Source organism: Paraburkholderia sp. BGA-UO-ETr-F12 (assembly GCF_059567945.1).
Genome location: NZ_JCAQOZ010000009.1, coordinates 12,275 through 25,646, shown reverse-complemented (window position 1 = coordinate 25,646; position 13,372 = coordinate 12,275). Strand labels below are relative to the sequence as shown.

At 62.9% G+C, this 13,372-nt stretch carries 13 protein-coding genes; 5 read left to right on the top strand and 8 right to left on the bottom strand.

What is annotated here, in order from left to right:
- Positions 1-18 precede the first annotated feature (18 nt).
- The 4 genes from AC57B6_RS02635 to AC57B6_RS02620 all read right to left on the bottom strand — a co-directional run bounded on the left by AC57B6_RS02635 (position 19) and on the right by AC57B6_RS02620 (position 3,834).
- Positions 19-1,902, bottom strand: coding sequence for a type II and III secretion system protein family protein (locus tag AC57B6_RS02635; protein WP_496420649.1), 1,884 nt, complete (start codon positions 1,900-1,902; stop codon positions 19-21).
- 102 nt (positions 1,903-2,004) lie between these two features.
- Positions 2,005-2,829 (bottom strand): Flp pilus assembly protein CpaB, encoded by an 825-nt coding sequence (cpaB, locus tag AC57B6_RS02630; RefSeq protein WP_030100077.1) that lies wholly within the window; start codon positions 2,827-2,829, stop codon positions 2,005-2,007.
- A 119-nt stretch (positions 2,830-2,948) separates the two neighbouring features.
- Positions 2,949-3,482, bottom strand: coding sequence for an A24 family peptidase (locus AC57B6_RS02625; protein ID WP_496420648.1), 534 nt, complete (start codon positions 3,480-3,482; stop codon positions 2,949-2,951).
- Between the two features lie 181 nt (positions 3,483-3,663).
- The gene (locus AC57B6_RS02620) at positions 3,664-3,834 is read right to left on the bottom strand and encodes a Flp family type IVb pilin (RefSeq protein ID WP_030100075.1); all 171 of its coding nucleotides are present in this window, start codon (positions 3,832-3,834) and stop codon (positions 3,664-3,666) included.
- A 680-nt stretch (positions 3,835-4,514) separates the two neighbouring features.
- On the opposite strand from AC57B6_RS02620, the gene AC57B6_RS02615 reads away from it, so the two are divergent.
- Genes AC57B6_RS02615 through AC57B6_RS02595 form a run of 5 tightly spaced genes read left to right on the top strand, consistent with a single transcriptional unit; the run spans position 4,515 to position 9,355 of the window.
- Positions 4,515-5,795: a glycosyltransferase family 87 protein gene (locus tag AC57B6_RS02615; RefSeq protein WP_496420647.1), complete on the top strand. Its 1,281-nt coding sequence runs from the start codon at positions 4,515-4,517 to the stop codon at positions 5,793-5,795.
- Positions 5,792-7,078 carry a glycosyltransferase family 87 protein gene (locus tag AC57B6_RS02610; RefSeq protein WP_496420646.1) on the top strand — a complete coding sequence of 429 codons (1,287 nt, stop codon included), beginning with the start codon at positions 5,792-5,794 and terminating at the stop codon, positions 7,076-7,078. The genes AC57B6_RS02615 and AC57B6_RS02610 overlap by 4 nt, the downstream gene beginning before the upstream one ends.
- Positions 7,079-7,102: 24 nt before the next feature.
- Positions 7,103-8,185 carry a glycosyltransferase family 2 protein gene (locus tag AC57B6_RS02605; RefSeq protein WP_183801639.1) on the top strand — a complete coding sequence of 361 codons (1,083 nt, stop codon included), beginning with the start codon at positions 7,103-7,105 and terminating at the stop codon, positions 8,183-8,185.
- A gap of 41 nt (positions 8,186-8,226) precedes the next feature.
- Positions 8,227-8,988: a class I SAM-dependent methyltransferase gene (locus AC57B6_RS02600; RefSeq protein ID WP_496420645.1), complete on the top strand. Its 762-nt coding sequence runs from the start codon at positions 8,227-8,229 to the stop codon at positions 8,986-8,988.
- On the top strand, positions 8,981-9,355 hold the full coding sequence (locus tag AC57B6_RS02595; RefSeq protein ID WP_030100071.1) for a GtrA family protein: 375 nt from the start codon (positions 8,981-8,983) through the stop codon (positions 9,353-9,355). The genes AC57B6_RS02600 and AC57B6_RS02595 overlap by 8 nt, the downstream gene beginning before the upstream one ends.
- A gap of 96 nt (positions 9,356-9,451) precedes the next feature.
- Here the strand turns inward: AC57B6_RS02595 and AC57B6_RS02590 are convergent, their stop codons facing one another.
- The 4 genes from AC57B6_RS02590 to AC57B6_RS02575 form a co-directional block, all read right to left on the bottom strand.
- A complete protein-coding gene (locus AC57B6_RS02590) occupies positions 9,452-9,595 on the bottom strand; it encodes a hypothetical protein (RefSeq protein WP_167346806.1) in 144 nt (47 codons plus the stop codon).
- Positions 9,596-9,649: 54 nt separating this feature from the next.
- Positions 9,650-9,940 carry a hypothetical protein gene (locus AC57B6_RS02585; protein WP_030100070.1) on the bottom strand — a complete coding sequence of 97 codons (291 nt, stop codon included), beginning with the start codon at positions 9,938-9,940 and terminating at the stop codon, positions 9,650-9,652.
- 191 nt (positions 9,941-10,131) lie between these two features.
- Positions 10,132-11,583: an aminotransferase-like domain-containing protein gene (locus AC57B6_RS02580; protein WP_178370933.1), complete on the bottom strand. Its 1,452-nt coding sequence runs from the start codon at positions 11,581-11,583 to the stop codon at positions 10,132-10,134.
- 65 nt (positions 11,584-11,648) lie between these two features.
- Positions 11,649-13,274 carry an EAL domain-containing protein gene (locus AC57B6_RS02575; RefSeq protein WP_496420644.1) on the bottom strand — a complete coding sequence of 542 codons (1,626 nt, stop codon included), beginning with the start codon at positions 13,272-13,274 and terminating at the stop codon, positions 11,649-11,651.
- Positions 13,275-13,372: the final 98 nt, after the last annotated feature.

Here is a 13,372-nt window from a genome sequence, read left to right as displayed (position 1 = left end):
GATTCCCCTCGTCGCGCATCAATGTTCATCGGCAGGATGGGTTTCGCCCGCTTTGGCGACCATCTGCTGGCGGCCCGTCCCCATGCTCGTCACAGAAGCCGGTGCGGCGGCAGGCAATGGGGTCGCCACGGGCGCGGCGCTACCGTCGGGCGGACCCGTCACGACCGGCACCGGTTGGCCGGTTTGTGTATCGCGCGATAGTTGCGCCGGCGCTGCGCTCATGCCTGCTGCGGGTGCGGGTACAGGTGCGGGCGTCGGCGGTGCGCCCGGCGCTGCCGGGGCCGGGGCGGCGGATTGAGGCTGACGGCCTTCCATGTTGCCGGTGGCATAAACGCCGGCGTCCGAGGTCTGCCTGAAGCTGTCGGTCGGCAACGGGTAGTCGGTGCTGCTCGGCAAAGGCTTGACGAGGTGCACGGTGATGATGAAAACGAGTTCCGTGCGGTCCTGCTGGAAAGACGTGCTGCGGAATAGCGCGCCCAGCACCGGCACCTCGCCGAGGCCGGGAATCGCCTTGAGCGACCCGGTAATGTTGTTCTGGATCAGTCCGCCAATCGCAAAGCTCTCGCCGTCGTTCATCTGCACCGTGGTCGAGGCGCGACGCGTCGTGATGAGCGGCAGGATCGCCGCTCCGCTGACATTGGTGGCGGTTACCGTCACCCCGGTCGGCGAGAGCTCCGAGACTTCCGGCGCGACCTTCAGGTTGATCCGGCTGCCTGCGAGTACGGTCGGTGTGAACTTGAGGCCGACGCCGAATTCTTCTTCCTGCAGCGTGATCGTCGAGCCGCCGGTACCGTTGCTTTGAGGAACCGGAATGAAGACCCTGCCACCGGCGAGGAACGAAGCTTCCTGCCCACTGAGCGTCACGAGGTTGGGCTCGGCGAGAATCTTGCCGAGACTGTCGGTCTTCTGGGCGTCCACCGCTACGTTGAACGGCAGCTTGTTCGCCTTGCTGACGGCAATGCCGTTACCGACACCGGCAAGCAGGCTGCTCACAAGCGCGCCCGTCCATGAACCGAAGCCGCCCTGGATGTTCACGGCCGCACCGAGCTGGTTGAGCAGCGTCTTCGAGACTTCCGCGACCTTGACTTCGAGCATCACCTGTTGCGGCGAATCGACCGTCATCATGTTGATGACTTCGGATGCCTTGCTGACGCTCGTGCTCTGCTGCGTCAGGCTGGAGCCGCCGGCGCCGAAATTCGCGGTGCTCGCTTGCTGCTGTTGGGTGGGTTGCGCGCCCGCATAAGCGTTGGCAATCTCCATCGCCTGCTGGGCGGCCTGCGCGCCAGAAACGCGGCCCGCCAGCACGAGGTTGCCCGCCGCGGTCGATACCCTGATGCCACGCTCGGCGGGCAGCAGTTGCTGCAGCGTCCGCTGCAAGCCGTCCGAATCGATGTTGACGATTACATCGATGATCTGGCATTGACCGCTGCGCCCCTGGACGATCATGTTGGTCGTGCCGACCGTCATGCCGACGAGGTAAAGCGTGCGCGGCGACACCAGCGTCGCCTGCGCAACGGTCGGATTGCCGAGCGTGCGGTTGCGCGCCGGCTCGGCGAGCGGCACGAGGACCGACTTGCCCACGGCCACGGCGACACTCGATTCGTCACGAATCTCGCCGCTGCAGCTCGGCCCGCTCAACGGCACGGCGCCCACCGATTTGCCGCTCGCCGCCGGATTCGACGGCATCGGCGACATGCTGATCATCATCGGCACCGGGCCACGGCCCACCGGCAACGCCGCGTTCGCGCCGCCCTTGCCGGGCGCGGACGTGCCGCCGATCTCCTGCGCGGCGCCGGATTGCGCGACAGCCATACCCGCGCACAGCGCCGCCGCGAGCACCGTGCCGCTCAGTGAGCGGCGACGCGCGTGGCTGCCCGACGAGAACCCCAGTTCTGTTTTCATGTCTTTATGCCCCCGTTGCTCGATGCCTGTTACCCGAGACTTTCGTTCTTGCCTTCGTGATGCCGGTCGCGCTGCCTGGTGAAGCGGCACGCCATCGCCGGCCTAAAAACATTCCACGCTGCCCGTTACACCCGACAACACGCCCACACAATCGCGCTTGGGCGCCGGATGAGCGGCATAACGCGCCCGCACCGGATGGACCGGCTCAAGCACCGGCGCCGAAGCCGGCACGTCGAGCAATGTGAGTTTGGTCGCGCCATCGGTCGAGGGCGTCTGTTTGTCGACCTGGTTGCGCAGAACCAGCGACAGCGTGCCGACGCTGCGCGCGAGGTCGAGTTTCTCGGCCTGCTCGGGCGTCACTTCGAGCGTGACGGCGTTGACGACTTTCGGCGCCGTGTCGTCGCGGCTCACCTGCTGGGCCACCGCGAGGACGAGGATCTGTTCGAGCACGATCTTCGAAATGCTCTGCTGCGTGTCGGTCCCGCCGGGTTTCTGCGTATTCACGATCACGTCGACGTAGTTGCCCGGCAGCGCGAAACCGGCGACGCCGACCACATCGTTCACGCGTACCGTAATCGCCCGGCGGCCCGAGCCGATCACCGCCGAGAGGCCGCCTTTCGTGCCGACCGGCGCGAGCTTCGCTTCGAGTACCGGTTCGCCCGGCGCGAGACTCGTCAACACCACGCGACCTTCCAGCCCCTTCTCGTCGGCAAAGGCGCCGGGCGGCACGCTGCCCGACGGCCAGTTGACGGTGCGGATGAGCGCGGGTGTCAGCGGCTCGCCGAGATTGACCACGCCCGCAGCCACGGCCACTGGCGTGACCGCGCTCGACGACGTCTGCAGCAGCCATCGCGAGGCCAGAACCACGGCAGCGAGACCCGCCAGCATGGCGAACGCAAGCATGACTAAAGCGCGACGATTTTTCATGGCAACACTCCTGCATGGTTCATCAATACTTCCGGCATCGACTGGATGCCCGCGTTCGATACTCCTGCCCAACGTAGCCGCTGCCCATCGCAAACCACCTTCCCGCCTTCCCTGCGCGGCTAGAACGCCGCCGCGAACAGCACACCCAGCGTGCCGGCCGCCATTGCCACGCCATAGGGAATCGTCCCGACCGATTCGATGCCACTCGCAGCAACCTGCCGCGGCGCCAGGCGCCACACCGCCACGATCTGCCGTAGATTGCGAATGAGTCGCCGCAAGTGGCCGCGGCTCACCGCCAGCCCCAATGACCAGACCCCGCCGAGCAGAAAGGTGGCGAGGGCAATTTGGAAAGTCATCGCGGGGCCCACAAAGGCTCCGATCGTCAGCAGGAGCTTGACGTCGCCGGCGGCCATGCCGCGCAGCAGATAGAACGGCAACAGCAACGCGAAACCGCACGCGGCGCCCGAGAGCCACTCGAGTCCGCCATTCCACGGCCCGTGCAACCAGACCTGCACAGCGAATGCCGCTGCGAGGCCGATCGCGATGACGCGATTCGGAATCCGGCGCGCGGCGATATCCGTGCTGGCCGCCACGATCACCAGCACGATCACGCACAGCGGCACGGGTTGCGGTGGCAGGGGGGCCAGCGTCATGAGAGACCTCGTTTCGTCGCGGCTGATTTTTTAAACCATGGCGGCAGCGATCCACATCCGCTACACACCGAATGGAGCTGGCCGGTTCGGACAGCCGGCGCGACATTCGCGTCCGACCGCAGAACCAGGCCCGGGATCGACGAACGAACCTCTCGCAGGCATCCGTTCGTCGGCGGCCGCCCTAGACCGATCCCGCGATATCGCTGAAAACCGCTTTGAGGTTCGTGCCGAGCGTGGTAACCGTCCCGATGATGACAAGAGCGATCAGCGCGGCGAGCAGACCATATTCGATGGCCGATACGCCGTCTTCGTCGCGAACAAAATGTGCTGCCTGGGCGATGAAATTCTTCATGACAGACTCCTTCGTATGTCTAAATAAAAACCCTTAACCAGGATTGGTTGGAGGGAACGTACTGCCGGCACTACGAAAACACTGGCGATCAGTCGTCAACAACGTGAAGGGTTGTCTGCGTGACGATTCTTTTCCGGTCCGGCTGCTGCTTCGAATTGTTCGGCCGTCACGTCTTCGACTTGCGCGTCCTTTTCATAGCAAGGGTGGGGCCAGCGACACGGAAAGGCCCGAAATATAAGGGACCAGCCTGATGGCTTGCGGCGTGGATTTAACGTTCCCGCACAGAATGTCTCGCCTCCGCGACGTTTTTCGGTGTCGCCGGAAAATGGCGAAATCGCCGGAGCACCGCGCCGGCTGTGGCTCTGAGGAATTTACTCAGGACATACCCTGATTCGACGCATGCATCGAATCCCATGAAAACGGCTGCGCCTCGCGATGGGCACCTGCACAAACTGTCGCAGCCGTGAGACCGATATGCGCGCTTGCGCACATAGGCAGGTCCAGTTTCGTGCCGATGAGGGATTTTTGACCGCTCCTCAACGTGGCGCAGGAAAACGCCCTCTTGCAAGTCGATTAATTTTCCTCCAACAATGAGTGGACAGATAACGCGCAAACGTGATTCCTCACGCAGCGTTTTAGAGCAACGCTTAGGAATCTGAACAAACAATCCGAATGAGCGGATGAACCATGAGTTACATCCGGACATCACCGAGGCGGGGATCATGTACGTTTCACAGTCGGGCGCTTGCGGCAACGAACGCCGTGTTCGAAGTTTTCTCACCGCTGAACGCGTAGTCGTGTACAGCATCGCGATGCTGGTGCTGTACATGCTGTTTCTGATGGTCTGGGCATGGACGAGCAAGGGATTCACTACAGGCGATTTCACCAAACCAGGAATCGACTTTTCAGTTTTCTGGTCGGCTTCGTACGCGATGCTGCATGGCCCGGCGTGGCAGATCTATGACTACCGTTACTTCGAAAGAATCGAGTCGGTGCTATTCCAGCTTCCTCACGGCAGTTTTCTCCCATGGCTGTACCCGCCGACTTTCCTGGTGCTTATCAAACCGCTCGCCTTCGTACCGCCAGTCGTCGCCTATCTGACGTTTGTCGGTGTTAGCGTGGTTCTGTTCACTGTAGCCACGCTCAAGCTCTCCCGGCTAGCTACCGGCATGAGCCGCTCGCGTCTTGCCGCGCTATTCGTTGCCGCCTGTCCCTGCGTCTTCGTTGCGGCTGTTTTCGGACAAAATTCGCTTCTGACCGCCGCGCTGGCCGCGCTCGCTGTTCACTGGATCTCGCGCCATCCGGTTCGCGCCGGTCTGTGTATCGGTCTGCTCGCCATCAAGCCGCAGATGGCCCTGCTGTTGCCTTTCGTATTGATCGCGGCGCGGTCGTGGCGTGTCTTTGGCGTCGCGGCATTGAGCGCGTCGCTGTTCGTCGCGCTTAGCGTACTGATCTGCGGTGCGAAGTCGCTGCACCTGTTCGTGCTCAGCACCGGGCTCGCGCGCGATCTCGTACTCGAACACTCCCGTCACTACTGGCTCGCCTCCCCGACCACGTTTGCGGCCCTACGCGAGGCAGGTGCGCCGCTCGCCGCGGCCTATGCAGCGCAAGCGGGCATAGCACTGATCGCCGTGACGGCCGCTTGTCTCATCTGGAAGTCCACACGCGATGCGCGCCTGCGCGGCGCGGTTCTGGCGGTCGCCACGTTGCTCGCGAACCCCTACGCATGGCACTACGAATTGGCCTGGCTTGGCATTGCCACCACCTGTCTCACGGCAATCGGCTTCGATACAACATGGAGACGCGGCGAGCAGGCGGTGCTGGTGCTTGCCTGGCTGCTGCCGGTCTATGAATTCTTCAATCGCCTGAGCGGCTTGCCGCAGATCGGACCGGTCGTCCTGCTATCGATGCTGCTGCTGATACTGCGCCGCGCGCGGATCGGCGACGAGGTGACGTCATGAACCTGAAATCGTCGCATGTGTTGCCATCGGATCGCCGGATCGAGGCGGCCGGATCGGCGCATCCGCGTTCGGCAAGCCGCGCTCACTGGCTCGACAGCCGACGCCTGTCGCTCTATTCGCTGGCGGCTCTCGCCTGCTACGCCGTTTTCCTCGCGGTCTATCTATACCGCGTGCTCTGGCAGCAGCGCGCCGATTTCCCGCCCCTGGCGATGGACTTCCTGCCGTTCTGGAGCGCGTCGTTCCTTGCGCAGCACGGGCACGCCGTCGACGCCTATAACCTCAAAGCGCTGACCGACGTCGAAATGAACGCCGCGCCCTATTTCCGCACCATGGGCAGCATTCTGCCGTGGCTGTATCCACCCAACTCGCTGCTGATCATGGCGCCGCTGGCGCTCCTACCGTTTCAGGCGGCCGCCGTCGCCTTCATTGCCGGCACGTTCGCGCTGTTCGCCAAAGCCATTCACTCGATCGTGCCGCGCCGGCAGACCTTGCTCGTCACATTGGCCTTCCCCGGTGTTGCACTGGTCGCGTTGATGGGACAGAACGGCCTGCTGACGGCGGCGCTGGCAGCGGTTGGACTGCTGGCGCTGCGACGCCGTCCGGCGATCGCGGGAATATGTTTCGGATTGCTTTGCATGAAACCGCATCTGGTGCTGCTCTTCCCGTTCGCCTTGCTATGCGGCCGCTCATGGCGCGCGTTGCTGGCGTTCGCGCTCACAGCCGCATCGACGCTCGCGTTGGCGGCCCTGTTGTTCGGCCCGGGCACGTTCATCGCATTCGTGCACAACGCCGGCATGGCAGCCGGCTTTGTCGAATCGGGACGCGCCGCCATGGCTCGGGTACCGACCGCCTTCGCGCTCGCGAAGCTCGCGCATGCCCCCGCGGCGTGGGCCTACGTGGCTCAGGCAGTCAGCGCCGTTCTGGCAATCGGCGCTGTCTGGTATGCGTGGCATCGGCCGTGCGCTTATGCGCTGCGCGCCGCGACCCTGATCTGCGCAAGCCTGCTCGTAAGTCCGTATCTGTACGACTACGACCTCGCCTGGTATGGCGTGCTGATTGCCTGGTATTGCAGCTACGGCATGGCCCACGGATGGCAGCGCGGGGAGCGCGAATGGCTGGTCGTCTTGTGGCTCGCGCCGCTGGCGGGGATGGTGGTCATAAGCCGTTTGCCGTTCCAGTTCCTACCGCTTCTCACGATGACGACGCTCGGCATGCTGGCGCGGCGTATCGCGGTCGAACGCAACCGTGCAATGCCGACACATTGCACCAGATACAACCGATAAACAGGAAAAAAACGGGGAAATGCCATGTCAACTCATACCAACAAACCATTGATCTCGCTTGTCGTGCCGTTCTACAACGAGCATCAGGCAATCGACCGGTTCTTCGCCGCCGTCGTGCCGATACTCGAATCGATCGAGGACACGCGTTTCGAAATCGTCTGCGTCAACGACGGCAGTAACGACGGCACGCTCGACAAGCTGGTCGCCGCCGCCATCCAGGACAAACGCGTCCGCGTGATCGACCTGACGCGCAACTTCGGCAAGGAAGCGGCCCTGACGGCCGGCATCGACGAAGCGGTCGGCGACGCCGTGATCCCGATCGACGCGGACCTGCAGGACCCGCCAAGCCTGATCCCGGTCATGGTGGAACACTGGCGCGCGGGCGCCGAGGTCGTGGCCGCCAAACGCACCAACCGGGCCTGCGATACCTTCGCCAAACGCACCGCGGCGGCGCTGTATTACCGCGTGCACAACGCACTCTCCGAGGTCAAGCTACCTGAGAACGTCGGCGATTTTCGCCTGATCGACCGGCAGGTCGTCAACGCGCTGCGCAGCCTGCCGGAACGCCGGCGCTTCATGAAAGGCCTGTTCGCATGGGTCGGTTATCGAACCGTCATCGTCGAATACGAACGCGAGCCGCGCAGTGCGGGGCACTCGAAATTCTCCGGATGGAAGCTGTGGAACTTCGCGCTCGAGGGCATTACGAGCTTTAGCACCGTGCCGTTGCGCAGCTGGACCTATATCGGCCTGTCGATTGCCACGCTGGCATTTTTCTATGGCGGCTTTATCGTCGGGCGCACGCTGTGGTCGGGCAATCCGGTTCCCGGTTACGCATCCACGATTTCGCTGATGCTGTTCATGGGTGGGATCGAACTGATCGGCATCGGCGTGGTGGGCGAATACGTCGGCCGGATCTACTACGAATCGAAAAAGCGCCCGGTCTATCTCGTGCGGCGCCGCTACCAGGAGAAGAGCAAAGTCACTGTGCTGCACCGCGAGCGGCACCCGGCACGCATACCCCATGCGCCACGCCCCGAAGTCGTGCGCAAACGCATGGCCGTCGGCGTGCGGGTCGTGACGGGCCGCCTCGATCAGCAAGCAGGTTAGAGGCCGGACTATCAACCACCTCACAGTGCAAGGAACTCATCATGTCACCTGACGCGTATCTGGAGATGGCCGAAACCGAAGCGGAACACTGGTGGTTCCGTGGCCGGCGCGACGTGTTGCGCAGCGTACTGCGCCGTCTGGCGCTACCCGCCGGAGCACGCGTGCTCGAAGTCGGTTCAGGGACGGGCGGCAACCTCGACATGCTGGCGGAATTCGGCAGGGTGAGCGGTCTCGAGATGGATGGCACGGCGCGCGCGCTCTGCTCGCAGAAAACCGGCGGCCGTTTCGACATCCGCGCAGGGCGCTGTCCGGAAGATGTCCCCTTCGGCATGGAGACTGGCGAACGCTTCGACCTGATCTGCTTCTTCGATTGTCTCGAACACATCGCCGACGACGTCGGCTCACTGGCACGCATGCAATCGTTGCTGGCGCCAGGCGGCGTGATCGTCGTGACGGTGCCGGCCTGCCCGCATCTGTGGAGCGCTCACGACGTCTATCTGCGGCACTTCCGCCGCTACAGCCGCGCTTCGCTGACGCAATGCGTCGCCGCGGCCGGTTACGAAATCGAGCGCGTGACGTATTTCAACTCGCTGCTGTTCCCCCTCGCGGTGGCCGCGCGATGGTTCGACCGCGTTTTCAGGCGCAGCAGATCGACGGGCGACGCCGTTCCGGCCCACCCGCTCAATGCCGCGCTTTATCGGCTATTCAGTGCGGAGCGCCATTGGCTTGCGCACGCCGCGTTGCCGTACGGGGTGTCCTTGCTCGCGATCCTGCGCACACCACGGGAGAGCGCCGGTGAATAGCGCGGAACGAATCAAGCTACTGCGATTCGTCGTGTCCGGACTCTTTGCAACCGGGCTGCACGTCATGGTCGCCATGACGCTGATCGTGCGCGCCGGCACTGAACCGGCGTTGGCGAATGCGCTCGCGTTCGCCTGTTCGACAGGAAGCTCCTACCTCCTGAATACTTTCTGGAGTTTTTCGTCCGTTCCCGCGCTGGCGAATATCTGGCGTTTCGCCGTTGTTTCTCTGGGCGGCCTGACGCTGACTGCGCTCGTCGCTCATGCCACGCAGATCGCCGGAGGCGGTCCGGCGCTGGGCATTGCGATGGTGGTCTGCGTGGTGCCGCCGGTTACGTTCATGGCACACCGGTGGTGGACGTATCGGTGAAACCGAACGGAAACGGGCAGCGGAAATAGCCGAATCGGAGCCACCACGACGCAAACGGCAGGCAGAGCCGCCGCCGTACTGGCCGGCCGATCGCTGTTACTCGGCGATTGAAAAGCGCGCCGGGCGGCGTTGCGGCGCGCTGGTGGGGCGCTCCACGCGCGGGCTGGCGCCGCGGATGAAGAGAATCGCGCAGATAGCGACCATCGTCCAAATGCTGATAATTACGGTCAAGGCACTCATTACGGTCTTCAGAAGTTCGACACAGCGATTAATTCTGTCTGGCCTGACGGCCAATCAACGTGTCGTAGGTTGGTCGGTACCTTTGAGCAATAGCTCATCGATCAGGCACGTGGTCAATGCCAACTGCTTTTCGAGCGATACGCGCGCCAGTTCCGCGCCCACCGTGTCGCCACGTGCGACGGCGCTATGGGTCTGCGTAGCGAGCCGCAACACGGCCTCCGACGCGAGGTGCAGGCCGCGCATCATGCCCGCGTCGGAGTACGGCGCAGGATCTTTCCAGTCGGGCATGGATACGTCCGGCAGAGCAACTTTGAACTGGTAACTCGGGTCGTGGCGGAAAGACATCTCAGGCTCCCTGCGCGATTGGCACGATGTCAGTGTGCGCCGACCACAGGGAGTCCAATCCGTTAAAAAGAAGCCAAATCTGGAGTTAATCCGCCGCCCTCGCGAAACAACGAGAAATTTGTTAAAAATGGGGCCGGGGCACTCTCTTCGCTCAAGCCGCATCGTCTCGGCCATGGCGGCTCGTCTGCCATCTATTCCGCTTCCTTGCGCCCCGTGCGCCGGGCTGTCCGGTGCTCAGCCATGGCTCGCCTCGCCAACGTACCCAAAGTGCGCATCTCTTTCTCCACGTCCGGGCTCCACGGACGGCTATAGTTGAGCCGGATGTGACGGCGAAATTCACGGCCGCACGAAAAGATCGCACCGGGTGCTATCGCGATCTCGTGCGCTTCCGCCATTTCGAACAACCGCACTGCCTCTACGCCTTCCGGAAGCTGCACCCATAGAAAGAATCCGCCCAGCGGCCGGACCACTCGTGTTCCTTTGGGGAAGTACCTTACGATTGCAGCGACCATCCGGGTTTGCAGGGACGCCAGTTCACGGCGCAGTTTGCGCAGAAGCCGGTCGTAGTCCCCATGCTCGAGATAGTCAGCAATGGCGCATTGCACGGGCACAGACGCGGGGCCCATCGTCAGCCAACGCGCATGCTCGATTCTTGCGGCGTACCGCCCCGCCGCTACCCAGCCGAGGCGCAGACCCGGCGCAAGGCTCTTCGAAAACGAACCGCAGTGCAGCACGAGACCGTCAGAATCGAAGCGCTTCGCCGGATAGGCTGGCGTCGAACCGAAATGCAGTTCGCGGAATACATCGTCCTCGATTAGCGGCACGCCATGTTTTGCCAGCAGCCTGACGAGCGCCTCCTTCCGTTCGTCGGAGAGCGTCGCGCCGGTCGGCTGGTGCAGCGTCGTCATAAACCAGCAAGCCCGTACCGGATGCTGCAGCAATGCCTGCGCCAATACACCGAGATCGAGGCCATGGTGCGGATCGACAGGAATTTCCACGACCTTCAGACGCAGGCGCTTAACCGCTTCTTGCACAGCATGGAAAGCAGGCCGTTCTATTGCGATGGTGTCGCCCGGCCGCGTCAGAACCTGCAGACACAGTATCAGTGCATCGAGCGCGCCACTCGTCACGACAACCTCTTCGACTGGGACCGTAACACCTGTGACAATGTAGCGAAGCGCGATCTGGCGACGCAGTTCTGCTTCCGCCTTTCCCGCCGACAACGCGTTGCGGGAACTCGCCATTCTCCGGGTTGCCGCCGTCAAAGAGCGCGAAAGCCGGCCAAACGGGAACAGCAGGGAACTTGGCTCCGACGAGCCCAGTCCGGGATGCGCGCATCGACGTTGAGCCTTCATGAAGCGGATAGTCACGCTGTCGCCATCAGCCTCGTCAATACTGCGCTTTGAAGCAATCGCCAGCGATTTCGTTGACGCAGGCCGACTGGCGACGAAATAACCCGAGCGAGGTCTCGCGACGATCAGGGCACGTCGTTCGAGGGTGTAGTAAGCATGGAAAACGGTTGAAGAACTCACGCGGTACGCACTGCTCGCCTGACGCACCGACGGGAGCCGCGCGCCGGGTTCGAGCGTACCGTTCAGAATCAGGCTTTCGAACTCCACCGCCAGTTGCAGATAGCGCTTCATTAGTATGACATGCTAATTAAATGGAGCTGTCCCGCCCTGCTCCGGTCGCGAGTGGAACGCTTCATTCAGAAATATCGAACCCGCCAGCCGAGCACGGTTGCGGCTCCCCCCGGCTTTGAGGACGGGGCATTGGCGTTCTCGAGAAATACCTTCAGCCGGCTCGCGCCGAGCGCGCGGCTATAGAAGAACCCTTGACCAAACTCGGCACGGCTCGCCCGCGCGACGTTGTGGTGCGCCGAGTTCTCGATGCCTTCGACCACGACCACGGCGCCCATCTCATGGCCCATGCGCGTCAACGCATCGATCTGTCTGGCTCGCTCGTCGGGATTCATTCCGAGCACGTTCCTGTCGACCTTCACCATCTCAAAGGTCATCTCCGCCGGCAGTTCAGGTGCGACGTCAGTGGGACGCACGGCCGACAGGGCAAAGCGCACACCTCGATCACGCGCTTGCGACATCATGGGAACGAGACGTTTTTTAAACTTCCACGCGCTGGCCGCCTCGATCTTCAGAATGAGCGGCGGCAGACCGAGGGAGCCGACTTCGCCGAGGTGCGCGGTAAAGGCCGAACTTACCAGGTAAGAAGCTGGCGCGGTAATGCCCAGATAGAGCGATTTCGGAGCGCCGATTTCGCGCAACTCCTCAGCAGCACGCGTCAGAACGAAGCGCGTCATCGGTCCGATCAAACTACTGTTCTCGATGAACGCCATAAAGTGAGCCGGACCCAGAGCGCCGTACTTCTCGTTGTCCCAGCGCAATAGCGCTTCGACACCGACACATTGGGCTCGCCTCACGCCAACGACGGGTTGGTACTCAAGATGGAATTCGCCCCGACGCAGCCCTGCACGCGCCGCACGCAGGAGCGACTTGTCGTAGCGGAACCACCTTTTGAGAGCCCAGCCGGCAACAACGACCAGGACCGCCACCAGGACCGGCCACAATACAAAACCCACCAGGTTCCATGCCGGCGCGGACTGAGTAACAGTGGTCGCAGGAGGACTCGCCGGCGCGAGTGTGTCGGCGTCGATCGAATCCGGGTTCGGCCGCGTTTCGCAACCGGTGCCCAATGAGCAGTCAGGGACCGACGGTGCGGGTGGTTCCGGCGTCTGCTGCGTCCATTCGGCCCGCGACGTGGTACCGGCCGCTGGGTCAGAGACCGGAAGGCCGTCTTGTTCTGCCGCGTCCCGGTCGCCGATTCGCCACTGCAGTGCCCTCAGCAGCGACACAACGTTCGGCCCCGAACTGGCACTTGCAGCCGCCGTTTCAACGGCAACGTCATGTACGTCTTCCAGCGAATCGCAGCTATTCGTCGGTACAGACATCGGGCCCGCATCCGGTCCGGCGAGGGCCGCCGGAACAACGGGCAACTGCGCAATCGGCGCGCAGTCCGAGCCGAACCGAATCGGCGGCGCCGGTGGGCCTGCAAGCCAGTCCGTCAATTGTTCCCAGACGTTGCGTTCAGGCGTGAGAATGCGACTGGAACTGGTGTCGGCCGGCCCTGCCAGTGCAAGCGAGGTACACGTGCAGATGACCAGGACGACTGCCAACCCTTGTTCTGAGGCACAACGAAGCGCGATGAGGGCGCTGCGCCTGATCCTTGATACCGCAAACCCAAATGCCATTGATTGATCGCTAAAAGAAGTCGGCTTGAGAATCGTTAGCGGTCGGACCGCTATGCGTTGGCAAAACATCGAAAGATGTGGAACCGATCTGGCCCGCACTTTGCCAGCGTGTGTGCATCCGCAATAGAAGCAGATGGCAAAAGAAATGCCGTATCAGATGGAAAGTG

Bases quoted from the DNA above. Each gene is read 5' to 3' on its own strand.
- AC57B6_RS02590 (WP_167346806.1), bottom strand. From the start codon at position 9,595: ATGAGTGCCTTGACCGTAATTATCAGCATTTGGACGATGGTCGCTATC.
- AC57B6_RS02575 (WP_496420644.1), bottom strand. From the start codon at position 13,274: ATGTTTTGCCAACGCATAGCGGTCCGACCGCTAACGATTCTCAAGCCG.
- AC57B6_RS02605 (WP_183801639.1), top strand. From the start codon at position 7,103: ATGTCAACTCATACCAACAAACCATTGATCTCGCTTGTCGTGCCGTTC.
- AC57B6_RS02625 (WP_496420648.1), bottom strand. From the start codon at position 3,482: ATGACGCTGGCCCCCCTGCCACCGCAACCCGTGCCGCTGTGCGTGATC.
- AC57B6_RS02600 (WP_496420645.1), top strand. From the start codon at position 8,227: ATGTCACCTGACGCGTATCTGGAGATGGCCGAAACCGAAGCGGAACAC.
- AC57B6_RS02580 (WP_178370933.1), bottom strand. From the start codon at position 11,583: ATGAAGCGCTATCTGCAACTGGCGGTGGAGTTCGAAAGCCTGATTCTG.
- AC57B6_RS02620 (WP_030100075.1), bottom strand. From the start codon at position 3,834: ATGAAGAATTTCATCGCCCAGGCAGCACATTTTGTTCGCGACGAAGAC.
- AC57B6_RS02615 (WP_496420647.1), top strand. From the start codon at position 4,515: ATGAACCATGAGTTACATCCGGACATCACCGAGGCGGGGATCATGTAC.
- AC57B6_RS02610 (WP_496420646.1), top strand. From the start codon at position 5,792: ATGAACCTGAAATCGTCGCATGTGTTGCCATCGGATCGCCGGATCGAG.
- cpaB (WP_030100077.1), bottom strand. From the start codon at position 2,829: ATGAAAAATCGTCGCGCTTTAGTCATGCTTGCGTTCGCCATGCTGGCG.
- AC57B6_RS02585 (WP_030100070.1), bottom strand. From the start codon at position 9,940: ATGTCTTTCCGCCACGACCCGAGTTACCAGTTCAAAGTTGCTCTGCCG.
- AC57B6_RS02635 (WP_496420649.1), bottom strand. From the start codon at position 1,902: ATGAAAACAGAACTGGGGTTCTCGTCGGGCAGCCACGCGCGTCGCCGC.